Origin of the sequence: Pantoea sp. AG702, assembly GCF_003182295.1 — a bacterium.
GTDB classification, from domain to species: domain Bacteria; phylum Pseudomonadota; class Gammaproteobacteria; order Enterobacterales; family Enterobacteriaceae; genus Pantoea; species Pantoea ananatis.
Genome location: NZ_QGTU01000008.1, coordinates 34389 through 59073, shown reverse-complemented (window position 1 = coordinate 59073; position 24685 = coordinate 34389). Strand labels below are relative to the sequence as shown.

Annotated in this window: 22 protein-coding genes, 6 tRNA genes and 2 other RNA genes; 11 read left to right on the top strand and 19 right to left on the bottom strand. The window is 53.3% G+C overall.

All coding sequences use genetic code 11. The annotated features are described in order from the left end of the window. Positions 1-2: 2 nt before the first annotated feature. The 5 genes from crr to cysZ all read right to left on the bottom strand — a co-directional run bounded on the left by crr (position 3) and on the right by cysZ (position 4955). Positions 3-503 (bottom strand): PTS glucose transporter subunit IIA, encoded by a 501-nt coding sequence (gene crr / locus DFO57_RS18430; RefSeq protein ID WP_013026642.1) that lies wholly within the window; start codon positions 501-503, stop codon positions 3-5. 42 nt (positions 504-545) lie between these two features. Beyond that, a complete protein-coding gene (gene ptsI / locus DFO57_RS18425) occupies positions 546-2273 on the bottom strand; it encodes a phosphoenolpyruvate-protein phosphotransferase PtsI (RefSeq protein WP_013026641.1) in 1728 nt (575 codons plus the stop codon). A 160-nt stretch (positions 2274-2433) separates the two neighbouring features. Next, positions 2434-2691 (bottom strand): phosphocarrier protein Hpr, encoded by a 258-nt coding sequence (gene ptsH / locus DFO57_RS18420; protein ID WP_003848868.1) that lies wholly within the window; start codon positions 2689-2691, stop codon positions 2434-2436. A gap of 388 nt (positions 2692-3079) precedes the next feature. Beyond that, positions 3080-4048 (bottom strand): cysteine synthase A, encoded by a 969-nt coding sequence (gene cysK, locus DFO57_RS18415; RefSeq protein ID WP_013026640.1) that lies wholly within the window; start codon positions 4046-4048, stop codon positions 3080-3082. 145 nt (positions 4049-4193) lie between these two features. Next, the gene (cysZ, locus tag DFO57_RS18410) at positions 4194-4955 is read right to left on the bottom strand and encodes a sulfate transporter CysZ (RefSeq protein ID WP_013026639.1); all 762 of its coding nucleotides are present in this window, start codon (positions 4953-4955) and stop codon (positions 4194-4196) included. A gap of 218 nt (positions 4956-5173) precedes the next feature. On the opposite strand from cysZ, the gene zipA reads away from it, so the two are divergent. The 3 genes from zipA to DFO57_RS18395 all read left to right on the top strand — a co-directional run bounded on the left by zipA (position 5174) and on the right by DFO57_RS18395 (position 8478). Then, positions 5174-6172: a cell division protein ZipA gene (zipA, locus tag DFO57_RS18405; protein ID WP_014594250.1), complete on the top strand. Its 999-nt coding sequence runs from the start codon at positions 5174-5176 to the stop codon at positions 6170-6172. Positions 6173-6239: 67 nt separating this feature from the next. After that, the gene (gene ligA / locus DFO57_RS18400) at positions 6240-8258 is read left to right on the top strand and encodes an NAD-dependent DNA ligase LigA (protein WP_014594249.1); all 2019 of its coding nucleotides are present in this window, start codon (positions 6240-6242) and stop codon (positions 8256-8258) included. A 1-nt stretch (position 8259) separates the two neighbouring features. Continuing rightward, entirely contained in the window at positions 8260-8478 is a 219-nt protein-coding gene (locus DFO57_RS18395; RefSeq protein ID WP_013026636.1) for a DUF3820 family protein, read from the top strand. A gap of 55 nt (positions 8479-8533) precedes the next feature. Here DFO57_RS18395 and DFO57_RS18390 read toward each other — a convergent pair whose 3' ends face one another. Continuing rightward, positions 8534-9541 (bottom strand): bile acid:sodium symporter family protein, encoded by a 1008-nt coding sequence (locus tag DFO57_RS18390; RefSeq protein WP_013026635.1) that lies wholly within the window; start codon positions 9539-9541, stop codon positions 8534-8536. A gap of 95 nt (positions 9542-9636) precedes the next feature. Between DFO57_RS18390 and DFO57_RS18385 the strand changes: the two genes are divergently transcribed. Beyond that, positions 9637-10557, top strand: coding sequence for a LysR family transcriptional regulator (locus DFO57_RS18385; RefSeq protein WP_013026634.1), 921 nt, complete (start codon positions 9637-9639; stop codon positions 10555-10557). Here DFO57_RS18385 and DFO57_RS18380 read toward each other — a convergent pair. The 7 genes from DFO57_RS18380 to DFO57_RS18350 all read right to left on the bottom strand — a co-directional run bounded on the left by DFO57_RS18380 (position 10554) and on the right by DFO57_RS18350 (position 11746). Beyond that, positions 10554-10904 carry a FlxA-like family protein gene (locus tag DFO57_RS18380; RefSeq protein WP_013026633.1) on the bottom strand — a complete coding sequence of 117 codons (351 nt, stop codon included), beginning with the start codon at positions 10902-10904 and terminating at the stop codon, positions 10554-10556. The genes DFO57_RS18385 and DFO57_RS18380 overlap by 4 nt on opposite strands. 119 nt (positions 10905-11023) lie before the next feature. Next, positions 11024-11155: non-coding RNA, RtT sRNA (locus tag DFO57_RS18375), on the bottom strand. Positions 11156-11175: 20 nt separating this feature from the next. Next, positions 11176-11307, bottom strand: a non-coding RNA gene (locus tag DFO57_RS18370) — RtT sRNA. Positions 11308-11350: 43 nt separating this feature from the next. After that, positions 11351-11426 (bottom strand) — tRNA-Lys (locus tag DFO57_RS18365). A gap of 4 nt (positions 11427-11430) precedes the next feature. Next, a tRNA-Val gene (locus tag DFO57_RS18360) sits at positions 11431-11506 on the bottom strand. Between the two features lie 41 nt (positions 11507-11547). Further along, positions 11548-11623 (bottom strand) — tRNA-Val (locus tag DFO57_RS18355). A gap of 47 nt (positions 11624-11670) precedes the next feature. Then, positions 11671-11746 (bottom strand) — tRNA-Val (locus DFO57_RS18350). A 270-nt stretch (positions 11747-12016) separates the two neighbouring features. On the opposite strand from DFO57_RS18350, the gene gltX reads away from it, so the two are divergent. Next, on the top strand, positions 12017-13435 hold the full coding sequence (gene gltX, locus DFO57_RS18345) for a glutamate--tRNA ligase (RefSeq protein ID WP_029569055.1): 1419 nt from the start codon (positions 12017-12019) through the stop codon (positions 13433-13435). Between the two features lie 125 nt (positions 13436-13560). Here gltX and DFO57_RS18340 read toward each other — a convergent pair whose 3' ends face one another. Together DFO57_RS18340 and DFO57_RS18335 are read right to left on the bottom strand one after the other, a co-directional pair. Continuing rightward, on the bottom strand, positions 13561-13914 hold the full coding sequence (locus DFO57_RS18340) for a YfeC-like transcriptional regulator (protein WP_024471562.1): 354 nt from the start codon (positions 13912-13914) through the stop codon (positions 13561-13563). Positions 13915-14026: 112 nt separating this feature from the next. Then, positions 14027-14815 carry a formate/nitrite transporter family protein gene (locus DFO57_RS18335; protein WP_013026630.1) on the bottom strand — a complete coding sequence of 263 codons (789 nt, stop codon included), beginning with the start codon at positions 14813-14815 and terminating at the stop codon, positions 14027-14029. Positions 14816-15175: 360 nt separating this feature from the next. Here DFO57_RS18335 and DFO57_RS18330 point away from each other — a divergent pair. Beyond that, positions 15176-15251, top strand: a tRNA-Ala gene (locus DFO57_RS18330). Positions 15252-15297: 46 nt separating this feature from the next. After that, positions 15298-15373, top strand: a tRNA-Ala gene (locus DFO57_RS18325). Positions 15374-15516: 143 nt separating this feature from the next. Here the strand turns inward: DFO57_RS18325 and DFO57_RS18320 are convergent. Both DFO57_RS18320 and DFO57_RS18315 read right to left on the bottom strand, forming a co-directional pair. Further along, positions 15517-16278, bottom strand: a complete 762-nt coding sequence (locus tag DFO57_RS18320) for a nucleotidyltransferase domain-containing protein (RefSeq protein ID WP_110015576.1) — start codon at positions 16276-16278, stop codon at positions 15517-15519. Positions 16279-16503: 225 nt separating this feature from the next. Beyond that, on the bottom strand, positions 16504-17694 hold the full coding sequence (locus tag DFO57_RS18315; protein ID WP_014594244.1) for a NupC/NupG family nucleoside CNT transporter: 1191 nt from the start codon (positions 17692-17694) through the stop codon (positions 16504-16506). A 361-nt stretch (positions 17695-18055) separates the two neighbouring features. On the opposite strand from DFO57_RS18315, the gene DFO57_RS18310 reads away from it, so the two are divergent. After that, positions 18056-19297: an Nramp family divalent metal transporter gene (locus tag DFO57_RS18310; protein ID WP_013026627.1), complete on the top strand. Its 1242-nt coding sequence runs from the start codon at positions 18056-18058 to the stop codon at positions 19295-19297. Between the two features lie 117 nt (positions 19298-19414). After that, positions 19415-20092 carry an O-methyltransferase gene (locus tag DFO57_RS18305; protein ID WP_014594243.1) on the top strand — a complete coding sequence of 226 codons (678 nt, stop codon included), beginning with the start codon at positions 19415-19417 and terminating at the stop codon, positions 20090-20092. A gap of 55 nt (positions 20093-20147) precedes the next feature. Here the strand turns inward: DFO57_RS18305 and DFO57_RS18300 are convergent, their stop codons facing one another. Both DFO57_RS18300 and mgrA read right to left on the bottom strand, forming a co-directional pair. Continuing rightward, positions 20148-20510 (bottom strand): DUF2502 domain-containing protein, encoded by a 363-nt coding sequence (locus DFO57_RS18300; RefSeq protein ID WP_013026625.1) that lies wholly within the window; start codon positions 20508-20510, stop codon positions 20148-20150. A 152-nt stretch (positions 20511-20662) separates the two neighbouring features. Beyond that, positions 20663-21652 carry an L-glyceraldehyde 3-phosphate reductase gene (mgrA, locus tag DFO57_RS18295; protein ID WP_014594242.1) on the bottom strand — a complete coding sequence of 330 codons (990 nt, stop codon included), beginning with the start codon at positions 21650-21652 and terminating at the stop codon, positions 20663-20665. Positions 21653-21871: 219 nt separating this feature from the next. On the opposite strand from mgrA, the gene DFO57_RS18290 reads away from it, so the two are divergent. Both DFO57_RS18290 and glk read left to right on the top strand, forming a co-directional pair. Further along, positions 21872-23524, top strand: coding sequence for a thiamine pyrophosphate-binding protein (locus DFO57_RS18290; RefSeq protein WP_072138192.1), 1653 nt, complete (start codon positions 21872-21874; stop codon positions 23522-23524). A gap of 162 nt (positions 23525-23686) precedes the next feature. After that, the gene (glk, locus tag DFO57_RS18285; RefSeq protein WP_105088647.1) at positions 23687-24652 is read left to right on the top strand and encodes a glucokinase; all 966 of its coding nucleotides are present in this window, start codon (positions 23687-23689) and stop codon (positions 24650-24652) included. The last annotated feature ends 33 nt before the right edge of the window (positions 24653-24685 follow it).

Here is a 24685-nt window from a genome sequence, read left to right as displayed (position 1 = left end):
GTTTACTTCCTGATGCGAATCACAGGGGTTTCACCCACAATGACCTGACCAGAAAGCTTCGTCAGATCTTTGATTTCATCCATGTTGGAGATGACAACAGGCGTCAAGGTTGATTTCGCTTTCTCTTCCAGCAGCGCCAGATCGAACTCAATAACCACGTCGCCTTTTTTAACCTTCTGACCTTCTTCAGCGATACGTTTGAAGCCTTCGCCTTTAAGTTCAACGGTATCAATACCGAAGTGAACAAAAAGCTCAATGCCGTTATCTGATTCGATTGAAAATGCGTGGTTGGTTTCGAAAATCTTGCCGATAGTCCCGTCAACCGGAGCAACCATTTTGTTGCCGCTTGGTTTGATCGCAATACCGTCACCCACGATTTTTTCTGCAAACACCACATCTGGTACGTCTTCAATGTTCACGATTTCGCCTGACAGAGGCGCTACGATATCAATTGTCCCAGCGCTATCTGTTTTTTCGCCAAAAAGTTTAGAAAACAAACCCATGATCTTCTCCTAAGCAGTAATTTGGGGCCAGCATCTCGTGGATCAGCAGAGCGTTTTTTCTTTAATGAACTTGTTAACCAGGTTCATTAAGTCTTCCGCCGTAGGTTGAGCCAGTGCCTGCTCTGCCAACGCCTTCGCATCTTCGAAATGTGTATTACGAATAATTTTCTTGATGCCAGGGATAGAAATGGCACTCATGCTGAATTCGTCCAGCCCCATTCCCAGTAACAGTAGTGTAGCACGTTCGTCACCTGCCAGCTCACCACACATGCCAGTCCATTTACCTTCAGCATGAGACGCATCAATAACTTGCTTGATGAGGTTCAGCACTGACGGTGTCATTGGGTTATACAGGTGCGAAATCAAATCATTACCACGATCTACTGCGAGAGTATACTGCGTCAAATCGTTTGTCCCAATGCTAAAGAAGTCGACTTCTTTAGCCAGGTGGCGGGCAATCACGGCTGAGGCAGGCGTTTCGACCATAATGCCGACTTCGATTGACTCATCAAACGCTTTGCCTTCTTCGCGTAACTGCGCTTTAAGCATGTCCAGCTCGGCTTTCAGACTGCGGACTTCTTCGACCGAAATAATCATCGGGAACATGATACGCAGCTTGCCGAACGAGGAGGCACGCAGAATGGCGCGCAGCTGAGCATGCAGGATCTCTTTACGATCCATCGCGATACGAATAGCACGCCAGCCGAGGAAGGGGTTCTCTTCTTTTGGCAGATTCATGTAAGGCAGGTCTTTATCACCGCCAATGTCCATGGTACGCACGATAACGGCCTGCGAGCCCATCGCTTCAGCAACGGCTTTGTACGCCTGGAACTGCTCTTCTTCGGTCGGCAGCGAATCGCGATCCATAAACAGGAACTCGGTGCGATACAAACCGACACCTTCAGCGCCATTACGCTCTGCGCCGGCGATATCTCGCACGGTGCCGATGTTGGCGCAGACTTCAACCTGATGACCATCCAGAGTTACCGCGGGCAGATCTTTCAGCTTAGCCAGTTCATGTTTTTCGGACAGGTACTGGTTCTGAACCGCTTTCAGCTCTTCCTGAACGGCGTCAGACGGATTGACGTGAATCGCATTGTTCACGCCATCCAGAATGATGAAGTCACCGTTTTTAATGGAGGTGGTCACGTTACCGGTGCCGACGATCGCAGGGATTTCTAACGAACGCGCCATGATAGACGTGTGCGACGTCCGACCACCCAGGTCGGTAATAAAGCCCAGCACCTTTTTCAGGTTTAGCTGTGCGGTCTCTGACGGCGTTAAATCTTTCGCCACCAGAATAGATTCGTCCTGGATTGCGCTCAGATCGACAATGTGCAGACCTAAAATATTTTGCAGCAGGCGTTTACCGATGTCGCGCACGTCCGCCGCACGCTCTTTCAGGTATTCATCATCCAGCTCTTCCAGCGCTTTAGCCTGAGCGTCAATCACGGAATTCACCGCGGCATCGGCAGTTGCGTGATCTTTTTTGATCAGGTCGGTGATTTCCTGCTCCAGCTCTTCATCTTCCAGCAACATGATGTGGCCTTCGAAGATCGCTGCTTTTTCTTCACCCAGGGATTCGCTGGCTTTGATGCGAATGGCTTCCAGCTGTTCAGCCGCTTTGCCGCGGCCCTGAAGAAAGCGCTGGATCTCCTGCTCAACCTGATCATCTGAAATCTTTTTACGGTTGATGACGATCTCGTCTTCTTTCAGCAGCAGAGCTTTGCCGAAAGCGATACCTGGTGATGCTAAAATGCCTGAAATCATAACCCTACCTTTTAATCACGATGGCTGACTGGACTCGTTGCATTGCCATAGTCGTGGGACACGTACTCTACGAAAGCAATAACGCGGACAGTTTGTCCGCGATCAAGATGTTGCACGCAATGGCGCAGAAGAGTCGTTTTAAAGCGGTGCAGAAAGGAGATTACTCCAGTTCCGCCATCAGCTTAACTAAATGCTCTACGGCTTTTTGCTCATCTTCACCTTCCGCAGAAAGGGTCACAACGGTGCCCTGGGTCAGACCCAGTGTCTGCAGCTTAAACAGGCTTTTAGCGCTGGCAGATTTACCATTGGAGGTGACAGTGATTTCTGACTGGAAGGCTTTAGCTTCTTTGACAAATTGCGCAGCAGGGCGAGTATGCAGTCCGTTTGGTGCGGTAATGGTAACTTCTTGCTGGAACATTCTATTTCCCCAACTTTTTCAGGATTAGTGTTATGGATCTAAAGTCTAGCCTGGAGCCCTAACTTTAGCCTGTGAAGGTGCGCGGGTATACATCTTACTGTCTAATAATGCGCTTGAATGAGTCTTTCATTCCCGCTGAGTGTCAAAAAGCGATTTGAGCACGTCACCGGTTAATTATGCCGTGATTTGCCCTTTCACTAAATCTGAATCTTGACTCAGCTTGATCCACTTCAAAGGAGGATTAATTTCAGGCTTCGAAATAATTGGCAGTCTAAATACCAGAGCCACGTGAGTGAAATCAATCTGCGACATGGTGAAAGTGAGATCTGGGCCACAAAAAAGCACCCATCCGGGTGCTTTTTAGGCATTTATCCGCACCCGTTTCGGGCTATTGCAGCTCTTTTTCGGTAAAGAGATCGGCAAACAGGGCGGTACTGAGATAGCGTTCGCCGGAAGAGGGGAGAATCACGACGATATTTTTATTGGCGTAAGCTTCATCTTCCTGCAGCTTCAGCGCGGCAGCAACGGCGGCGCCAGATGAAATACCGGCCAGGATGCCTTCTTCTTCCATCAGACGACGTGCAGTGGAGATAGCTTCTTCGTTGGTGATAGCCACTGCCAGGTCAATCAGCGACAGCTCCAGGTTGCCTGGAATAAAGCCAGCACCGATCCCCTGAATCTTGTGGGGGCCGGGTTTCAATTCTTCGCCCGCCATTGCCTGGGCAATGACCGGTGAGTCGGTTGGCTCAACCGCGACCGTGATCAATTCTTTTTTGCCTTTGGTGTTTTTTATGTAACGACTTACCCCGGTCAGGGTACCGCCGGTACCCACACCGGCGATGAACACGTCCACTTCGCCATCCGTATCTTCCCAGATTTCCGGGCCGGTGGTCTTTTCATGAATTTCCGGGTTAGCCGGGTTGCTGAATTGCTGCAGCAGCAGGAATTTGTCTGGATCGCTGGCAACAATCTCTTCAGCTCTTGAGATGGCACCTTTCATGCCTTTTGCGCCTTCGGTCAACACCAGATTTGCGCCTAACGCTTTCAGCAGCTTGCGCCGCTCAACAGACATGGTATCCGGCATGGTGAGTGTCAGTTTATAGCCGCGTGCCGCCGCCACGTAGGCCAGCGCGATGCCGGTGTTGCCGCTCGTCGGCTCAACCAGTTCAATGCCAGGCTTAAGAATACCGCGTTTTTCCGCGTCCCAAATCATATTGGCACCGATACGGCATTTCACACTGAAGCTCGGGTTACGGGACTCCACCTTCGCCAGGATGCGGCCGTTACCGATGCGGTTCAGTCGAACCAGCGGCGTATGACCAATTGTTAAAGAGTTGTCTTCATAAATCTTGCTCATAGCCTGTCCTTAACTGTATGAATTATTGGGAACCCTCAGAGCATACCTGTTCTTCTTTCTGGCGGAAGGAAAGAAATCATATATCTATATGTCTCATGGCAATAAGACCTGCCAAAAATTGCATAAGGATAGTTGATGATTTAGCTCAGGTGCCACGAGCAAGCTTCGCACGATAACGATCGACCCACATTGCCGTTGCGCCACAAACAGCTACCGGCATAATGGCCAGATTAACGACCGGAATCATCGTAAACAGGCTGACCAGTGCACCAAACTGCATGTTTGCCGTCTTGTGTTGACGCAGCGCCTGGCGCATCTGCTGAAAACCCACCTTGTGGTTATCGAAAGGATAGTCACAGTACTGAATTGATAACATCCACGCGCTGAACATAAACCATAAAACGGGCGCGACGGTCTGCCCAAAGCCCGGAATAAAGTAGAGCAGCAGTAAGCCCAGCGCGCGTGGCAGGTAGTAGCCCAGCTTCTGCAATTCGCGTTTCATAATGCGGGGAACATCTTTGAGCAGGCCTACCCAGCCGCTGTCAGGTAGCGGTTTCCCGGTCAGGCGCGCTTCCAGTTGTTCGGCCAGTAGCCCACAAAAGGGGGCGGCAATCAGGTTGGCAAGGGTGGAAAAGAAGTAACTGAACACCAGTACCACGGAAATCACCGACAGCGGCCACAGCAAATAGCTCAGCCACTGTAGCCAGTCGGGAACGTGGGACATTAACTGCGGGATCCAGCTATCAAGCTGGTAAAAAAGCCACACGAAAGCCCCGCCCAGCAGAAGGATGTTGACCAGTAAAGGGATAATCACAAAGCGTCGAATACCGGGCAATCTGACCAGCTTCCAGCCCTCGCTGAAGTAATGCAAACCGTTAAAAGCGGAAACCGAATTGTTGACAACCATAAAGCCCGTTCTCCTGAAGATGGTAAGGCGCGTCTACTATAACCTGGCTTTTTCACCTCTCCAGGTGCCGTTTGGGTAAAAAAACAGCGAAAAAGCGTGGGTGGTCTATCTTATTTGTGAGAAAATACTGCACAGACTTGCACTTATCTGGCAGGGCAAATACAGTTAGAGAATAAAGTTTGCCGCGGTGGCAAGGTATTGGAACAACAGAGAATACAATGATGCAGGATTTGCGTCTGATATTAATCGTTGTTGGCGCGATCGCCATTATAGCGCTTCTTATTCACGGACTGTGGACCAGCCGTAAAGAGCGCTCTTCAGTGTTCCGCGATCGCCCGCACAAACGTTTGAAACAACGTGATGAACATGATGATGAGACGCTTACCGACGACGTTGATGACGGCGTGGGTGAAGTGCGTGTGCGCCATGCCCGCGACCATCAGGAACCTCACTTCGATGATATTCGCGATACGCAGCCAGACGAGCAGCACGCGCCTGTAACGCCACAGCGTGCACGCCAGCCTGCCACATCAGCGCCGGAAAGCGATCCCCTGTTTGCGCCAGCACCTAAGCCTGAATCCGCACAGCCGCGGCCAGCGCCTGCACGCCAACAGCCCGCGCCTCAGCCAACCTTTGTTGCGCCACCGGTACAGGCAGATCCTCTGCTGGATTCTGACCCGCTGGATAGCGTTCAGCCCAATCCCGTTTATCAGGCTGAGCCTGAACCCGCGCCTGAGGTCGTCAGCCCGCCGCCGCCTAAGCAACCTGAAGCGCGCCCTGCAACCAGCAGCAAGCCGAAAGAAGCGGTGCTGGTTCTGCATGTCGCCGCTCATTCCGGTGGTCAGCTAAATGGTGAAGCCCTGTTACAGGGGATTTTGCAGGCCGGTTTTCAGTTTGGTGAAATGAATATTTTCCATCGTCACCTCAGCCCGGCGGGCAGCGGCCCTGTGCTGTTTAGCCTGGCCAATATGGTGAAACCTGGCTCGTTCAATCCGGATGAAATGACTGATTTCACCACGCCCGGCGTGTCTATTTTTATGATGGTGCCGTCGTATGGCGATGCGAATCAAAACTTTAAGCTGATGCTACAGTCCGCACAGCGTATTGCGGACGATGTGGGCGGTGTGGTTCTCGATGACGAGCGCCGTATGATGACGCCACAAAAACTGGAAACCTACAAAGCGCGTATCCGCGATGTGGTTGAATCCCGGGACTAATCCACACTTTTTCAATTTGTTATGATAAACCCCCGCCTGTCGGGGGTTTTTTATCTGATGGGGTTATATGAAATCCGTCCAGGAACACATCACCGAACTGCGCACGACGCTGCGCCATCATGAATACCTTTATCACGTTATGGACGCACCGGAAGTACCGGATGCGGAATATGACCGCCTGATGCGCGAGCTGCGCGAGCTTGAAGAACAGCATCCTGACCTGATTACGCCTGACTCACCCACGCAGCGCGTCGGGGCGGCTCCCTTAATGGTGTTTGAGCAGGTCCGCCATGAAGTGCCTATGCTGTCACTGGATAATGCCTTTGACGAAGCCAGCTTCAGAGCATTTAACAAGCGCGTGCAGGATCGGCTAAAAAGCAGTGACGATCTGGTCTACTGCTGTGAACTCAAACTGGATGGCCTGGCCGTGAGCCTGTTGTATGAAGACGGACTGTTAACCCGTGCGGCAACCCGCGGTGACGGCACAACCGGCGAGAATATTACAAGCAACGTGCGGACAATCCGCGCGATCCCACTGCGGCTCAAAGGCGAGAACATTCCTGCCCGCGTCGAAGTGCGGGGCGAGGTGTTTATGACGCAAAACGGCTTTGAAAAGCTGAATGCGGAAGCGCGCCGCACCGAAGGCAAAGTCTTTGCCAATCCGCGCAACGCCGCGGCAGGTTCACTGCGCCAGCTCGATCCCCGTATTACGGCAAAACGACCACTCACGTTTTTCTGTTATGGCATTGGCCTGCTGGAAGGCGGCGAGATGCCGCGCAGCCATATGGCGCGTCTGCAACAGTTTAAAGCGTGGGGCTTGCCGGTCAGCGATCGTATTCGTCTGGTTCATAACGTGGATGAAGCGCTGGCCTTTTACCACGAGGTTGACGCGCAGCGTGCAGAACTGGGGTTTGACATCGACGGCGTCGTGATCAAAGTCGATTCTCAGGATCTGCAGGAGAAGCTGGGCTTTGTCGCCCGTGCGCCGCGTTGGGCGGTAGCCTTTAAGTTTGCCGCTCAGGAGCAGATGACCGTCGTGCGCGACGTTGAATTCCAGGTGGGCCGCACTGGCGCGATTACGCCTGTGGCGCGCCTGGAGCCGGTGCAGGTCGCTGGCGTAATGGTCAGCAATGCGACCTTGCATAACGCCGATGAGATAGAACGTCTTGGTTTGCGTATTGGCGATAAAGTTGTGATTCGCCGTGCCGGTGACGTGATTCCTCAGGTGGTGAATGTCGTTGTCAGCGAACGCCCTGAAGACGCGCGTGAAATCCTGTTCCCTTCCCACTGTCCGGTATGCGGATCCGATGTTGAACGCGTCGAAGGCGAAGCTGTCACACGCTGTACCGGCGGGTTGATCTGTGGTGCTCAACGTAAAGAAGCGCTGAAACATTTTGTCTCGCGCCGCGCCATGGACGTCGAGGGGATGGGCGATAAGATTATCGATCAACTGGTAGAGAAAGAGTACGTCAAGACGCCGGCAGACCTGTTTCGATTAACCCGTGAAACCTTAACCGGCCTGGATCGGATGGGGGCGAAATCGGCGCAGAATGTGGTCGACGCTCTGGAAAAAGCCAAATCCACTACGCTGGCGCGTTTCTTGTATGCGCTCGGTATTCGCGAGGTTGGCGAAGCGACCGCGGCTAACCTGGCTAACCACTTTGGCGAGCTACAAAAGGTAATGGATGCCGATCTGGACGCGCTGATCGCAGTGCAGGATGTGGGCACCGTGGTGGCGAAGCACGTACGTCACTTTATGGAAGAAGAGAGCAATCGCGACGTGATTCGCCAACTGGTCGAAGACATTGGTATCAACTGGCCCCAGGTGATGGTGGTTAAAGCGGAAGAGATTGACAGTCCGTTTGCAGGCAAAACCGTGGTGCTCACCGGCTCGCTGTCACAGATGAACCGTGACGACGCGAAAGCGCGCCTTACCGAACTCGGCGCGAAAGTCAGTGGAAGCGTATCGAAGAAAACCGATCTGCTTATCGCGGGCGAAGCGGCCGGTTCAAAACTGGCGAAGGCGCAGGAACTGGGCATCGAAGTGATCGATGAAGCTGAAATGATTCGTCTGCTGGGAGCCTGACATGGACAAACAGTATCTGGTTGAAATAGCTAACACGGTCATGCCGTTTGGCAAATACAAAGGCCGGGTGCTGATTGATTTGCCTGAGCCTTACCTGCTGTGGTTCGCCCGCAGTGGCGACTTTCCTTCAGGACGTTTAGGTGAGCTGATGCAACTGACGTTGACGATTAAAATTGAAGGGCTGGAAGGCCTGGTGAAGCCCCTGAAGCGCGGTGAGTAATTACGCTGCCTCGTTATATTGAGCAAACGAGGCAGCGATTTCCTACGCGTTTCGGTTATTTCTGCGATTCCACCACGGCGGCTTTATCTTTTTTAGCCTGCAACGCATTGGTTTTCTTATAACGCCCGGCAATAAACGAACACACCATCAGCTGCACCTGATGAAAGATCATCAGTGGCAAGACGATAATGCCCACGGCGCTGGCGGGGAACAGAATGTTCGCCATCGGCACACCGTTTGCCAGACTCTTTTTGGAACCACAGAACAGGACAACGATCTCATCCTGACGGCTGAAGCCAAACAGGCGAGAGGCAAAGTAGTTAATCAACAGAACGATAGTCAGCAGCAGTAGACATCCCGCCAGAATCCACAGCAGCGTATCAACGCCAACCCGTTTCCAGATGCCGTTTACCACCGCTTCACTGAAGGCGGAATAGACCACCAACAGAATAGAGGTTTGATCCGTAATACCAATCAGACTCCGGTTTCTTTCCACCCAGCCGCTGATCCAGCGACGTGACAGATGGCCTAAAACAAAAGGCACCAACAGCTGCAGCATGATTTTACCCACCTGCTCAAGGCCATCACCCGGTCCGCTGTTGTTAACGTCCATAACCAGATTCACCAGCAGGGGGGAGATAAATACGCCCAGCAGGGAAGATGCCGAGGCGCTACAGACCGCGGCAGCAACGTTTCCGCCCGCCATTGAGGTAAAGGCGATAGCTGACTGTACCGTGGCCGGTAAAATACACAGATAGAGGAAGCCGGTATAAATCTCGGCACCAACTTTCACCGGATGCCACCAGACAATTAACATACCGATAGCCGGGAACAGCACAAAGGTACTGCACATAATCCAGAGATGGAGCCGCCAGTGGCTGCTACCGGCAATGATTTTTTCCCGCGACAATTTGGCGCCATGCATAAAGAAAAGCAGCGCAATCGCGGCGGTGGTCAGGTACTGAAAAAAGTCAACAAAATGACCTCTGGCAGGAATAAAAGAGGCCAATAATACGGTGATGATAAGCTTTATCATCATTGGGTCTATACGTAAAAATCCCATCGTTAAAATCCGGTTAAATTTAGGCTGAGGTGATTGTGCGCGATGTGGGTTTAGAAATAAAATTGATTTATTAGATTAATCTATGTGAGAAATCGATGAATTACTCTTTGCGTCAGCTACGCACCTTTGTTGCTGTAGCGCATTACGGCGGTTTTAGTCAGGCAGGGCAGGCTATTGGTCTGAGCCAGTCGGCCGTAAGCCACAGCATAAAAGAGCTGGAAAATGAAATTGGCGTTCGCCTGCTGGACAGGACGACGCGCGAAGTCGTGCTGACCGAGGCCGGCCAACAGCTGGCCTCCCGCATGGAAAGGCTGCTCGAAGAGATAAACACAACGCTGCTTGATATTCGCAGCTACGGTGAACAGCGCAGTGGCACGGTGCGAATCGCGGCCAGTCAGACCATCTCTGCGCACCTGATGCCGCAGTGCCTTGCTGCCAGCCAGCATAGCTATCCGGACATAAAAATCATTTTGCACGACCGCGTACAGCAGTGGGTGTTAGAAAGCGTCCGCAATGCTGAAGTGGATTTTGGCATCGTGATCGGACCGCTTAACGACACCGATTTTGACGGCTGCGCTATTCTGGATGAACCTTTTTTGCTGTTATGTCGTGAGGACGATCCGCTTGCCGACGTTGCTCAGGCAAACTGGTCTCTGTTAGATGGGCGAACGATGGTGCTGCAGGATTACGCGTCAGGTAGCCGGGTATTAATTGATGCGGCTTTACGCCAGCAAAATATCAACGTTAATGTCGTTCAGGAGATCGGCCATCCCGCGACGCTGTTTCCTATGGTCGATGCCGGCATTGGGATTAGCATTTTACCGGCGCTAGCGTTACCGCTTCCGGCAGGACGGGCGCTGACGGTGCGCCGTCTTTATCCGGAGATCAATCGCACCCTGACTTTAATTAAGCGTAAAAATCGCTCATTAACGCCAGCGGCCGAAGCGATCTGGCAGGAGGTGCGTCAGCAGGCAAGATTGCTGACGCAACAACGCGAGTCAAGACCGGCGTTTTAGATATAGACATCGAGTTGATTGGTCTGCGTCGGGCGGTTAACGCCATCTGCAGATGCAGTATTACCTTCTTTTTGCGCCTGCTTTGCTTCAGCTTTCTGTTGCTCTTTGCGTTGTAACTGCTGGATTTGCGCTTCTAAAACCTGGATTTGTGCCTTAATCGTATCTTGCTGCTTCTTTTTCTGCTCTGTGGTCATCGTCTTATCGTCACCCAAACTTTTCAGTTGGTCGTTGAGACGAGAAATCTGCTTATTCAGGCTGGCGATTTGTGATGCGGTATCACTTGAGTTGGTTGTGTCTGATGAACTGCTGCTTCCGATACTCGGCGTGCTGGTTAATATCGTTGTCATTATGATCTCCTTGCAAATAGACGTTTTAGGTTATCGGACGCTTGCCGCAAAAGCTTAATGCCCCAAAATGTTAATTTTACGAAAAGATTCTTACAGTCTGGCGTCAGGACGGATAAATTTGGTGGGTCGTGCAGGATTGCCTCGGCCCGGTGGGCCTCGCCCTGCGGGTGATGCTGGCGCATCAGCCTGAACCGCTTTGCGATTCAGTCGAACCTGCGGCAGGTTCTCATCCCGCACGTTTTACGCACAGCAAAAAGGCGCCTTTCAACATTGGTGGGTCGTGCAGGATTGCCTCGGCCCGGTGGGCCTCGCCCTTCGGGTGATGCTGACGCATCAGCCTGAACCGCTTTGCGATTCAGTCGAACCTGCAGCAGGTTCTCATCCTGCACTATAGACACTGGCGCACAGAAACGAAAAAAGCGCCTGAAGGCGCTTTTTTCTGAATTTGGTGGGTCGTGCAGGATTCGAACCTGCGACCAATTGATTAAAAGTCAACTGCTCTACCAACTGAGCTAACGACCCGAAGTGGTGGGTGATGACGGGTTCGAACCGCCGACCCCCTCCTTGTAAGGGAGATGCTCTACCAACTGAGCTAATCACCCACTTCGGTACTGCTTCACAAGAGTGTCATCTGACTAAGATATGGTGGGTGATGACGGGTTCGAACCGCCGACCCCCTCCTTGTAAGGGAGATGCTCTACCAACTGAGCTAATCACCCATATCTTATCTCTTGTCACTGCGGGCCACCTTAAACCTTCTTAAGAGTGGTGGGTGATGACGGGTTCGAACCGCCGACCCCCTCCTTGTAAGGGAGATGCTCTACCAACTGAGCTAATCACCCCCGCTGTGTGGAGTCGCATTATAGGGATAGTTGATTTTGAGTCAACGCTTTTTAAAACATAATTGTGCGTTCGGTTTAATTTTAAACATCCCGTAGGGATTTTATCCAATGTGCTGGTTTTCTTAGCAGAAATACAGGCTTTGCTGCCGCTCTGCTGTCTTGCATGCATTGAGGATTCATCATCAGATGCTAGAATATGCGCACTGTTTTCGCGTCTAACCCGTTTTTTGTCATCCAGACAACGAACCTGCGCATTTAAGGCAATACTGAATGAAAATCAAAACTCGCTTCGCGCCAAGCCCTACCGGCTTCTTACACGTAGGTGGCGCTCGTACCGCACTCTACTCATGGCTCTTTGCCCGTCATCATCAGGGCGAGTTTGTACTGCGCATTGAAGATACCGATCTTGAGCGTTCTACACCGGAAGCCATCGAAGCTATTATGGATGGGATGAACTGGCTGAGCCTGGACTGGGATGAAGGCCCTTATTACCAGACCAAACGCTTCGACCGCTACAACGCCGTCATTGATGAAATGCAGGAAGCGGGTACTGCCTATAAATGTTACTGCTCGAAAGAACGTCTTGAAGCGTTGCGTGAAACGCAGATGGCCAACGGCGAAAAACCCCGCTATGACGGCCGCTGCCGTGACAGCCATGAGCATCATGCCGCTGATGAGCCGCATGTAGTGCGCTTCCGTAATCCACAGGAAGGCTCTGTTATTTTTGACGATCAGATTCGCGGTCCGATTGAGTTCAGTAACCAGGAGCTGGACGATCTGATTATCCGCCGTACCGATGGCTCACCGACTTACAACTTCTGCGTCGTGGTCGATGACTGGGATATGGGCATCACCCACGTTGTGCGCGGTGAAGACCACATCAACAACACCCCGCGTCAGATCAATATCCTGAAGGCGATAGGCGCACAGGTACCGGTTTATGCCCACGTTTCGATGATTCTGGGTGACGACGGTAAGAAACTGTCTAAACGTCATGGTGCAGTAGGCGTGATGCAATACCGTGATGACGGCTATCTGCCAGAGGCGTTGCTTAACTATCTGGTACGTCTGGGCTGGTCACATGGCGATCAGGAAATTTTCTCTGTCAAAGAGATGACGGCGCTGTTTAGCCTGGACGCGGTCAGTAAATCGGCCAGCGCCTTTAATACCGAAAAACTGCAGTGGCTAAATCACCACTATATTAATGCGCTGCCGCCTGAGTACGTGGCAACCCATCTGCAGTGGCATATTGAACAGCAGAACATTGATACCCGCACTGGCCCGGAACTGGCAAAGCTGGTGACCTTGCTGGGCGAGCGCTGCAAGACGCTGAAAGAGATGGCCGCATCGTGTCACTATTTCTATCAGGATTTTTCAGAATTCGATGCCGATGCCGCGAAAAAGCATTTACGTCCAGTCGCGCGTCAGCCGCTGGAAGTGGTTCGCGACAAGCTGGTCGCATTGACTGACTGGAATGCAGAAACGGTGCATCAGGCTATTCAGCAGAGCGCGGATGAGCTGGGTGTGGGCATGGGCAAAGTCGGCATGCCGCTGCGCGTCGCCGTCACCGGCGCCGGTCAGTCTCCCGGACTGGATGTGACGGTGGAAGCCATTGGCCGTAGCCGCAGCGTTGAGCGTATTGAAAAAGCACTGGCCTTTATTGCTGAGCGTGAAGCACAGAGCCAGTAACCGTTCTCTTCCACGAGAGGCGGCTTGCGGCCGAGCGCTTTCTGGCATTAACCGATGAAGGCCAGGCCGCGGGACGTGATTGTCTGAGACGAAAAAAAACCGGAAGCATCGCGCTTCCGGTTTTTTTATTGTTCGTGAATGCCCAGTCGGTCAAGCACACCTTTTATCCCTTCCCGCAAAATCAACGCCGTGAGCTGATCTTGCTCGTTCTGACTCATTTGCTGGACAGAACTTATCAATAACGCAGGTAATGAATTCGGTGGGGGAGTATAATTTGCCGTGGGTTCATTAAGGTTGCGCGTCGACTGAATGAAACTTTTCACGCGTTCATCAATATGAATCAGTCTGGCTTTTCCGCCCTGAACGCCGGGTTTTGGCGTGGTCGTCCAGTTCTCGCGTTTGATCCATTTGTTCACCGTCTGCCGACTGTAGCCCGTTTCGATTGCCAGTTCTTCCGGAGTTAGCCATTCCTTTTTCACGATGCTGTCCCTGTTCAATACATTAGCCATACATATTACAGCAAATCGTAACGCGTGAAAGTAACAGGAAACGAAATTGCCTTTTGTCTCTCAACAAAAGGCAGGGGATTGTTTATTGCGCAGTGCTTGGCTGCTCGGCTGCGGGGCGGAAAGCGAGGAAGTAAGCCAGACCAACGAAAACGGCACCGCCGACGGCATTACCTAAGAATACCGCCACGAAGTTAGGCAAATATTCAGCCCAGCTCATCTGTCCGGCAAAGATCGCAGCAGGAATAATGAACATATTCGCCACAACGTGCTGGAAACCAATGGCCACAAACGCCATGACCGGGAACCACATCGCGAAAATTTTGCCGACCACATCTTTACTGGCGAAGGCCAGCCACACGGCAAGACATACCAGCCAGTTACAACCGATGCCAGAAATGAACGCATGCAGGAAATCGGCATGGACTTTGGCATTCGCAATCGCCAGCGTCTTTTTCAGGTAATCACCCTCGGTCATGGCCAGCATGTGGCCAAAGAACCAGGCGATAGCGATGCTGCCAAGGAAGTTGGCAATCGTTACCCAGAACCAGTTGCGTAATACGCTGTAGCCACTAATACGGCGTGCAAACCAGGCAACAGGCAACGTCATCATATTACCGGTTAACAGTTCGCCACCGGCCAGAATGGTCAGGATCAATCCCACCGGGAACACCGCAGCCCCTAAGAAGCCGCCAAATGAGCCCCAGTCAGCAGGGAGAGAGTTAATGACATGAACATCCAGCAAGAAACCTGTAGCAATAAAGGCACCTGCCATGAAGCCAAGAATGATTAAGGAGCTAATGGAAGCATGGCTTTTTGCCACGCCAGCCTGAATCGCCAGTTGGGCGATCTCTTTGGGTGTATGCAGCGACATATATTCTCTATTGATTTTAGTATTGGAGCGAAAACGCCTGGTTGAAGAACGGTGCGCTGGAGAAAACCATGCAGCCGTATTAGATAGCGGGCTAAGTTTTACACGACATTACCGGGAAGACAAGATAATTCCCATAACATATTTAACCGTGAATTAACTTAACTGCCGATAAAAAGTTACTCTTCAACCAGGCTCCTTTCACGATGTTAACAAGGGCAGGAGAGAAACAAACGCACGTCATCACGCTGAGTTTGCCGTCTTTTTCAGCGATCAAACACAGAATGTGATTTTGCCGTTGACACTCCATGGGGGGTTGCATATTATGCCGTCCGTCGCTTAACACGACGGTTTTTTCGGTTCGGGGCTATAGCTCAGCTGGGAGAGCGCTTGCATGGCATGCAAGAGGTCAGCGGTTCGATCCCGCTTAGCTCCACCAAACTTCTTCCCAAAAGTTTGGCACTGAAAAAATGATTTCCAGATGTGGGGGTATAGCTCAGCTGGGAGAGCGCTTGCATGGCATGCAAGAGGTCAGCGGTTCGATCCCGCTTATCTCCACCAAATCTCTGGCTTCTCAGCCTTTCTGATATTTCTCTTCGTCAATCCACACACAAGCGTATATAGCGTGCCTGTGCGATTTATCCTCTTTGACGTTATCTTTCTGCAACACAGCAGGCGTTTATCACCTGGCGTTGTGCCTGAATTCAGCCTAATTGTTGCGTCAGCCATCGACGGAAGTCATTAAGCTGTAGAATAAACGCCTCAGCCGTCGCCCGTGGTGCCTGACTTTCTGCGAAAAAGAAGGCCATTGCCGCTTCACGCGCCGGATAACGCGCAACAAACCGCTCAACGTGCTCCTCAAGGCTGCGCGGCCAGTCCGTGTCGCTATCTTTACGTAACATATTGGTGGCGCGAATCAGTTTTCTGGCAGCCGCGCGCTGAAGTGGTCGCTGCTGCCAGGGCTGGCTGGCGCGGGACAGGCGCGTTGCATACTCGCTCAGCACCTCTGTGACATCGCGGTTTATCGCCCAGGCCAGCGCGCGGGATGGCCTGTAAAGCCCAAAAAGCACAGAGAGATCCTGGCCATAGAGACAGCGGCAATGGTGCTTCAGCCAGAATCCCCAGGAAAGGCTGTTCTCCGGCGCGCGGGCCTCATTGAGCGTGCCGATATCAAAATCGACTTTACTCACTACCGGATGCTTCACGGCCAGCGCCTTTTTCAGATCGGCCATGCTGTTTTGCTGCGCCCGATCAGGTGAATGGCGGAATATCAGGCACAGGTCCAAATCAGATTCTCCCTCAACGGCGTTTCCCGACGCTACGCTGCCGTAAAGATAAACGCTGTGCAGGCTATCCCGATAGTCAGCGCTCAGGTGGGCCAGGGCATCGTCAATGACAGCCTGAAACGCGGGCTGAACGTCTGCAAAGGGCAGGGTAAGAATAAAACCCTGTGGATCCAGACTCATAATGGCTCCTGTATGGCAAACACAGTCGATAACTGAACGATGCGGAGGTGCGTGGTAAACCGCGAGATCTTCCGCTTAGCAGACAAGGGCAGTATTTATCAGGGCGACAGATGGGGTCAACTTTCTTGCCCGGCACTCAGGTTCCGGCGGACAAGGGGTTATGGATGAGAGGGTGACAAAAAAGGCGAGTCGTTTGACTCGCCTTAATGTGGGCAGAACGCGAACTCAGAATGCCAGTACCAGGCCTGCAATCGCCGCAGACAGCACGCTGACCAGCGTTGAGCCGTACAGCAGTTTCAGACCGAAGCGTGAAACCACGTTACCTTGCTCTTCGTTCAGTCCCTTGATGGCGCCAGCGACGATGCCGATAGACGAGAAGTTGGCGAATGAGACTAAGAATACTGACAGGATGCCTTCCGCGTTCGGTGACAGCTGACCGGCAATTTTCTGCAGATCCATCATGGCTACAAACTCGTTGGAAACCAGTTTGGTTGCCATGATGCTGCCGACCTGCAGGGCTTCGCCTGATGGCACGCCCATCACCCACGCAAAGGGGTAGAAGACATAACCCAGCACGCCCTGGAAGGTCACGCCGAAGATGAAGTCAAACAGCGCGTTCAGGCCCGAAATCAGTGCGATAAAACCGATCAGCATGGCTGCAACGATGATGGCGACGCGGAAACCGGCAAGAATGTACTCGCCCAGCATTTCAAAGAAGCTCTGACCCTGATGCAGATCCTGCAGTTGCAGATCTTCTTCGCTGTCAACGCGGTAAGGGTTGATGAGCGACAGCACGATAAAGGTACTGAACATATTCAGCACCAGCGCGGCGACAACATACTTAGGTTGCAGCATGGTCATGTAAGCTCCCACGATAGACATGGAAACCGTCGACATCGCAGTGGCCGCCATGGTGTACATACGGCGTTGAGACATTTTGCCCAGAATATCTTTGTACGCGATAAAGTTCTCAGACTGTCCCAAAATCAGAGAGCTTACGGCGTTGAAAGATTCCAGTTTGCCCATGCCGTTGATCTTAGACAGCACGGTACCAATTCCACGGATGACCCATGGCAGGATGCGGAAGTGCTGAAGAATACCAATCAGGGCTGAGATGAACACGATGGGGCACAATACGTTCAGGAAGAAGAACGCCAGGCCTTTATCATTCATGTTACCGAACACGAAGTTGGTACCCTGAGCGGCATATTTCAGAAGATGATCGAAGAAACCGGCAAATCCTTTGACGAATCCCAGACCGGCTTCCGAGTTCAGGAAGAACCATGCCAGAACGATCTCGATAACCAGAAGCTGTACGATGTAGCGAACCCGAATACTTTTTCTGTCGTGGCTGACCAGCAGGGCCAGCACGCCAACGACCACTAGTGCTAAAAGAAACTGCAAAATATGGGACATGATTGCTCCAAATTTGAGGAGGATTGTATTTTGCTGCGTATTCTATGTAACGGCTTACCGAAAAACGAGATCTCCACCACAATATAAGTATTCAATATCGCCAATTTTCTCAGAATACTCTCACCGATCACGCCCTGTAACCAAATTGTTCACATCATATTCACTTAAACCTATTGTCTGTAATTTAAACAACACGTAGAGTAGGGGAATTGCGCCTGACCTTGAGGCTTTCTGCACCTCCAATTTATAGCAATGGCTATACTTTATAGCACTATCTATTACACTGATTACTAAAACCGCATTTCACTTGCACCTGTGTCGCTTTAAGCTGCACAGGTAAACCAACGACAGGGTAGCCAATATGTTTGAAAGCCGTGCCGCCGAGCGCGCCGCTCGCGGAGCAAGAAAAGTGAAACTCGCCCTGTTGGGGCCCGCCTTTATCGCCGCTATCGGCTATATCGATCCGGGCAACTTTGCGACCAATATCCAGGCGGGTGCTGCTTACGGTTACCAGCTCCTTTGGGTCGTGGTATGGGCCAATATCATGGCGATGCTTATCCAGTTGATGTCAGCCAAATTGGGCATTGCGACGGGCAAAAACCTCGCGGAACACATCCGCGATCGTTTTCCCCGTCCGGCGGTGTGGTTCTATTGGGTACAGGCGGAGATCATCGCGATGGCGACCGATCTCGCAGAATTTATCGGTGCCGCTCTGGGCTTTAAACTGCTGCTGGGTGTGTCCCTGATGCAGGGCGCTGTGCTTACCGGCGTGGCCACCGTGCTTATTTTGATGCTGCAAAACCGTGGGCAAAAGCCGCTGGAGCTGGTGATTGGTGGCCTGCTGCTGTTTGTGGCGGCAGCGTACATTGTGGAGCTGTTTTTCTCCCAGCCCAAGGTCAGTGAACTGGTGACAGGCATGGCGCTGCCGTCTCTGCCCAACGCGGATGCGGTCTTTCTTGCTGCGGGTGTGCTGGGCGCCACCATTATGCCGCACGTGATTTATCTGCATTCTGCATTGACCCAGGGAAAAAGCAGTGACAGTCAGGCCCGGCGCTATTCATCCACCAAGCTTGATGTCGCCATTGCCATGACCATTGCGGGATTTGTCAATCTGGCGATGATGGCCACGGCCGCTGCCGCCTTCCATTTTAGCGGCCACAGCGGGATTGCCGAGCTCGATCAGGCTTACACCACGTTGCAGCCGTTACTGGGCCACGCTGCCGCCACGGTGTTTGGCTTAAGCCTGGTCGCGGCGGGGCTGTCTTCTACCGTGGTGGGCACCCTGGCCGGACAGGTGGTCATGCAGGGATTCATAAAATTCTATATTCCGCTGTGGGTGCGACGCGCAGTAACCATGGTGCCTTCGTTTATTGTGATCTGGGCCGGCTGGGATCCTACGCGCGTGTTAGTCATGAGTCAGGTGTTGCTGAGCTTTGGTATCGCGCTGGCTCTCATTCCGCTGCTGGCCTTCACCGGCAACCGTGAGCTGATGGGCGAGGCATTGGTCAATTCACGACTGATGCAAAACACCGGCCGCGTCATCGTGGTGCTGGTGGTGAGTCTTAACGCCTATCTGCTGATCGGCCAGATGATGGGAATGTAATGCCGCTGCCTGGCAACCCGTCAGGCAGCCCATCTTTAGCTTTTAAAGCCTGTTGCCTTGAGCTTTATCCGCATCCGTTTATATTTTCTTCTGTCTTGTTGATTCAGGAGCGGAACGATGCGGACACCGGATTATCCTTCAGAAGACCAGCCAAAATGGGCTGCGGTCGACGACTACTTTTCTCAGCAACTTATTCCTGCCGATAGCCATTTTCAAGCCGCGCTTGTCGCCAACCGTCAGGCGGGGCTGCCTGCTCACGATGTTTCTGCCCTGCAAGGCAAGATGCTCGGGCTGTTTATCAAAATGATTAATGCCTCACGCGTGCTGGAAATTGGCACGCTGGGAGGTTACAGCACCCTCTGGATGGCTCAGGCGCTGGGTGCGGAAGGGAAAATTACCACTCTCGAAGCTGACAGCCATCATGCGCAGGTTGCCAGGCAGAACATCCACCGTGCAGGGCTGGCCGAACGTGTCGATCTGCGTCTCGGTGCAGCGCTGGACGTGCTGCCTCAACTGCAGGGGCCGTTCGACCTGATCTTTATCGATGCGGATAAGCGAAACAATCCGCACTACCTGCGTTGGGCAGTCACTCTGGCGCGCCCCGGCACGGTCATTATTGCCGACAACGTTGTACGAGGCGGGGCGGTAACAGAGGCGGCTTCCACAGACTGCAACGTGCAGGGCGTGCGTGAATTTTTCCAACTGCTTACCAGCGATCCCCGGCTGGACGCGACGGCGATTCAAACCGTAGGCGAAAAGGGCTGGGATGGCTTTGTCATGGCCAGAGTGAAGTAGAGCTGGCACTACACCTCAGGTGGCCTGCCAACCCGTTCGGGCCAACAGGCGCGCTTTAGCGATAGCGTTCAGGATAGCGATGGTGTTCGCGGCGTTCAGCGTGCCAGTGGCGATGCTCATGCTCCCAGCGACGTTGTCTGTCGCGTGCGTGCCAGCGGCGTTCGCGTTCCCACTGCTGATGACGTCGCCACGCTTCGTGTCGCCACCAGCGACGCTCTTTATAAGCATAGCGATCGTTAAACCAGCGCGGCTCACGCCAGTGGTGACCGTCCCAGTAATAACCTCGGCGGTCGCGATCGCCCAGATGAAGCGTTACGCCGGGCGCGAGACGCACGGATGTATCTGAGGCCTGAGCGGTGTGCATTGCCAGCGGCATTAACATGGCTACAACGGCAGCCAGTAAGATTCCACGAATCATGATTTTCTCCTGACGGCAGCGTGTCTCCGCTGCTGATACGCTATTTTGTCGGTATCAGGCCGGAGAAACCTGTGGAAGCCGTCTGAAAAACCGTTAAAGCTAAAGGTTTGAGAGTTTTCTGGCGCAGCCGCCTGGCGAACCAGGCGGTGCGGTTACAGCAGCGCGGACTCAATTGCGGCCAGTTCATCATCCCTGAGGGGCGCCTGACTCAGCATTTGTAGGGCATCATCGATTTGCGCCGTTTTACTCGCGCCTATCAGTACCGAGGTAATGCGGGGATCGCGCAGTACCCACGTCAGCGCCATCTGTGCCAGCTTCTGGCCGCGCTGTTGCGCAATAGCATTAAGCCTGCGGACTTTTTCCATCTTTTCGTCGGTAAGCTGGCTTTCGTTCAGGAATTTGCTGCCGCTGGCAACGCGAGAATCCTGCGGGATGCCCTGCAAATAGCGATCGGTCAGCACGCCACCCGCCAGCGGCGAGAACGCAATACAGCCTGCTCCATGCGCATCCAGCGTCTGAAGTAATCCCTGTTCCGGTGTACGTTCAAAGAGCGAATAACGAGGCTGATGGATCAGGCACGGCGTACCCAGATCGCGCAGAATCGCCATCGCGTCGGCCGCCCGTTCCGCGGGATAGTTTGAAATCGCCGCATACAGCGCTTTACCCTGCCTGACCACATGATCCAGCGCCCGCATGGTTTCTTCTAGCGGCGTGTCCGGATCCGGACGGTGGTGATAGAAGATATCGACATATTCCAGCCCCATCCGACGCAGGCTCTGGTCCAGGCTCGCGACCAGATATTTTCGGGAGCCCCAGTCGCCATAAGGACCTTCCCACATGGTGTAACCGGCTTTGGTCGAAATAATCAGTTCATCGCGATGAGCCTGAAAATCTTCACGCATGATGCGGCCAAAATTCACTTCGGCGGAGCCGGGAGGCGGGCCGTAGTTATTCGCCAGGTCGAAATGCGTAATGCCGTGGTCAAACGCGTGGCGCAGCAGTTGACGGCTCACGTCCAGTTGCGTGTTGTCGCCAAAGTTATGCCACAGGCCCAGTGAAATCGCGGGAAGTTTCAGGCCGCTGCGCCCACTGCGACGCCACTGCATATGCTGATATCGGTCCGGATGAGGGAAAGCTGTCATAGTAAGGTCCTGAGTGAAAAACAAATAAATGTGCCAAAAACGCCTCAGTGTATACGCTTACACTCAGTATTAATTCGTGTGAAGTCGCATATTCACGGAATAATGCACGGTCGTAACGCGGGCTTGCCATGCAATGCATCGGCTAAATTTGCTGCCATTCTCGCCAAATTTTCGCCATGTCAGATACTTATCAGAACAATCCCCTCAAAGGAATTCGCTATGTCCGATTTTACGGTTGGTGATTATCTGTTGGCTCGCTTACAGGAGTGCGGCGTCAGGCATTTGTTCGGCGTACCGGGTGACTACAATCTGCAGTTTCTGGACCGCGTTATTGCGCACCCGGATATTGGCTGGGTGGGATGCGCCAATGAGCTGAACGCCGCTTACGCCGCAGACGGCTACGCGCGTTGCACGGGCGCAGCCGCCTTGCTGACCACCTTTGGCGTGGGAGAACTCAGCGCCATTAATGGTCTGGCGGGCAGCTTTGCCGAATACCTGCCGGTCATCCACATCGTGGGCGCGCCATCAAGCCAGGCGATGCAGCAGGGGGATTGTGTGCATCATACGCTGGGAGACGGGGACTTCGGTCACTTCATCCGAATGGCGAAGGAGGTCAGCGCCGCAACGGCAGCGTTGACGGCTGACAATGCCACGGCTGAAATCGACAGGGTTATACTGACTGCGCTTCAGCAGCATCGTCCGGGCTATTTAATGCTGCCGGTTGACGTTGCACAGCGGCAAACCTCTGCGCCTGATCAGCCGCTAATGCCCATTACCGCGTCGTCTGATGAGGTGCGCATCGCATTTCAGCAGGCGGCAGAGCGGTTGCTGGCACCTGCGAAGCGGGTTTCGCTGCTCGCCGATTTTCTTGCCCAGCGCTGGCAACAGCAGCCGGCGCTGGCGGCCTTACGGGCAGGACGTGCGTTTCCCTGTGCCACGTTGTTAATGGGTAAAGGTGTACTGGATGAACAGCAGCCGGGCTTTGTCGGTACCTATGCCGGCGAAGGCAGTGAAGGTGACGTGCGGCAGCAAATTGAAGAGGTGGACGTGACGATTTGTGCTGGCGTGCGGTTTACCGACACCATTACGGCGGGTTTTACGCAGCAGTTCAGTCAGGCACGACTTATCGATATTCAGCCGCACAGCGCGAGCGTAGCGGGACAGACGTTTGCCCCGTTGTCGATGGCAGAGGCATTGCAGGCGCTGCTGCCCGTCTTCGAACGCCTGGGGGCAGGCTGGCAGGCCGCCTGTGCGCCACGGGCGGCAGAGCCGGTTCCCGACGCCGCTCTTATCAGCCAGTCTGCTTTTTGGCAGGCGATGCAGGGGTTTCTGCAGCCTGGCGATATTATTCTGGCGGACCAGGGAACGGCGGCATTTGGTGCCGCATCTCTGCGGTTGCCCGTTGGGGCACAGCTTTTAGTGCAGCCGCTCTGGGGCTCTATCGGTTATACGTTACCCGCCGCGTTTGGTGCGCAAACGGCCTGGCCCGGGCAGCGCGTTATCCTGATTATTGGCGACGGTTCGGCCCAGTTGACCATCCAGGAGTTAGGATCCATGCTGCGAGATCAACAGCATCCCCTCATTTTTCTGCTAAACAATGAAGGCTATACTGTGGAGCGGGCGATTCACGGCGCCGCGCAACGTTATAATGATATTGCCCAATGGAACTGGACAGCGCTGCCGCAGGCGATGAGCCTGGAATGCCAGGCGCAGAGTTGGCGCATCAGTGAAACCGTGCAGCTCCAGGCGCTGATGGCGCAGCTCACACAGCAGCGCAGGCTGTCGTTTATTGAAGTGGTGATGCAAAAAGATGACCTGCCGCCGTTATTGCGCAAAGTCTCAGCCTGCCTGAGCCAGCGCAACGGCGGTTGAGATTCGGAAAGTTGCCTCTGTGCAGGCCAGCCTAACGCGGTTAGGCTGTTGCACACACGAGTCAGACGCTCACCAATAACTTCGGTGAGCGTTGTTGTTTTATCGGCAGGATTTTATAGTGTCCTCCAACTCTTTAAGACCCCCAAGCGGAGCACCAGAAGAATGACAACTTATGCCTTGGTCGGCGATGTCGGCGGCACCAATGCCCGTCTCGCTTTGTGTGAGGTGGAAAACGGCAGCATCTCCCAGGCCAAAACATTCGCAACATCAGACTACGACAGCCTCGAAGCCGTCATCCGCCACTATCTTGATGAACAAAAGCAGGATATCAAAGACGGTTGTATCGCCATTGCCTGCCCGATTACCGATGACTGGGTTGAGATGACCAACCACGACTGGGCATTTTCGACCAGAAAGCTGAAAGAAAACATCGGTTTTGAACACCTGGAAATTATTAACGACTTCACCGCGGTTTCCATGGCCATCCCTATGCTGGGTGCGGAACATGTCATTCAGTTTGGTGGCAAAGAGCCGATCAAGGATAAGCCTGTGGCCATTTACGGCGCGGGTACCGGGCTGGGCGTGAGTCATCTGGTCCATGTTGATAAGCGTTGGGTCAGTCTGCCCGGCGAAGGCGGCCACGTTGACTTTGCGGCCAACAGCGAAGAAGAAGATCAAATCCTCGAAGTGTTGCGGGAAGAGCTAGGCCATGTGTCGGCCGAGCGCGTTCTGTCCGGCGCGGGGCTGGTCAATCTCTATCGGGCGATTGTGAAAGTCGATCATCGCGTACCCGAAAATCTCAAGCCCAAAGAAGTGAGTGAGCGTGCGCTTGCTGACAGCTGCACCGACTGCCGTCGTGCACTGTCGCTGTTCTGCGTGATTATGGGACGTTTCGGCGGTAACCTGGCCCTGAACCTTGGCACCTTCGGTGGAGTGTACATCGCGGGCGGTATCGTGCCGCGCTTCCTGGAGTTCTTCAAATCGTCGGGCTTCCGGGCGGCCTTCGAAGACAAAGGGCGCTTTCGCGATTATGTCGCCACGATTCCGGTCTATATGATCACCCACGATCAACCCGGATTATTAGGCGCTGGCGCGCACCTGCGCCAAACGCTGGGCCGCATTATCTAATGCCTGCCGTTGCCCTTCCCGGTGGGAAGGGCT

Coding starts and splice junctions, on each gene's coding strand:
- ligA (WP_014594249.1), top strand. CDS start 6,240: ATGAAATCCGTCCAGGAACACATCACCGAACTGCGCACGACGCTGCGC.
- glk (WP_105088647.1), top strand. CDS start 23,687: ATGACAACTTATGCCTTGGTCGGCGATGTCGGCGGCACCAATGCCCGT.
- mgrA (WP_014594242.1), bottom strand. CDS start 21,652: ATGACAGCTTTCCCTCATCCGGACCGATATCAGCATATGCAGTGGCGT.
- DFO57_RS18390 (WP_013026635.1), bottom strand. CDS start 9,541: ATGGGATTTTTACGTATAGACCCAATGATGATAAAGCTTATCATCACC.
- DFO57_RS18320 (WP_110015576.1), bottom strand. CDS start 16,278: ATGAGTCTGGATCCACAGGGTTTTATTCTTACCCTGCCCTTTGCAGAC.
- DFO57_RS18395 (WP_013026636.1), top strand. CDS start 8,260: ATGGACAAACAGTATCTGGTTGAAATAGCTAACACGGTCATGCCGTTT.
- gltX (WP_029569055.1), top strand. CDS start 12,017: ATGAAAATCAAAACTCGCTTCGCGCCAAGCCCTACCGGCTTCTTACAC.
- DFO57_RS18290 (WP_072138192.1), top strand. CDS start 21,872: ATGTCCGATTTTACGGTTGGTGATTATCTGTTGGCTCGCTTACAGGAG.
- zipA (WP_014594250.1), top strand. CDS start 5,174: ATGATGCAGGATTTGCGTCTGATATTAATCGTTGTTGGCGCGATCGCC.
- DFO57_RS18385 (WP_013026634.1), top strand. CDS start 9,637: ATGAATTACTCTTTGCGTCAGCTACGCACCTTTGTTGCTGTAGCGCAT.
- DFO57_RS18335 (WP_013026630.1), bottom strand. CDS start 14,815: ATGTCGCTGCATACACCCAAAGAGATCGCCCAACTGGCGATTCAGGCT.
- DFO57_RS18300 (WP_013026625.1), bottom strand. CDS start 20,510: ATGATTCGTGGAATCTTACTGGCTGCCGTTGTAGCCATGTTAATGCCG.
- DFO57_RS18315 (WP_014594244.1), bottom strand. CDS start 17,694: ATGTCCCATATTTTGCAGTTTCTTTTAGCACTAGTGGTCGTTGGCGTG.
- DFO57_RS18305 (WP_014594243.1), top strand. CDS start 19,415: ATGCGGACACCGGATTATCCTTCAGAAGACCAGCCAAAATGGGCTGCG.
- cysZ (WP_013026639.1), bottom strand. CDS start 4,955: ATGGTTGTCAACAATTCGGTTTCCGCTTTTAACGGTTTGCATTACTTC.
- ptsI (WP_013026641.1), bottom strand. CDS start 2,273: ATGATTTCAGGCATTTTAGCATCACCAGGTATCGCTTTCGGCAAAGCT.
- ptsH (WP_003848868.1), bottom strand. CDS start 2,691: ATGTTCCAGCAAGAAGTTACCATTACCGCACCAAACGGACTGCATACT.
- DFO57_RS18380 (WP_013026633.1), bottom strand. CDS start 10,904: ATGACAACGATATTAACCAGCACGCCGAGTATCGGAAGCAGCAGTTCA.
- DFO57_RS18310 (WP_013026627.1), top strand. CDS start 18,056: ATGTTTGAAAGCCGTGCCGCCGAGCGCGCCGCTCGCGGAGCAAGAAAA.
- cysK (WP_013026640.1), bottom strand. CDS start 4,048: ATGAGCAAGATTTATGAAGACAACTCTTTAACAATTGGTCATACGCCG.
- crr (WP_013026642.1), bottom strand. CDS start 503: ATGGGTTTGTTTTCTAAACTTTTTGGCGAAAAAACAGATAGCGCTGGG.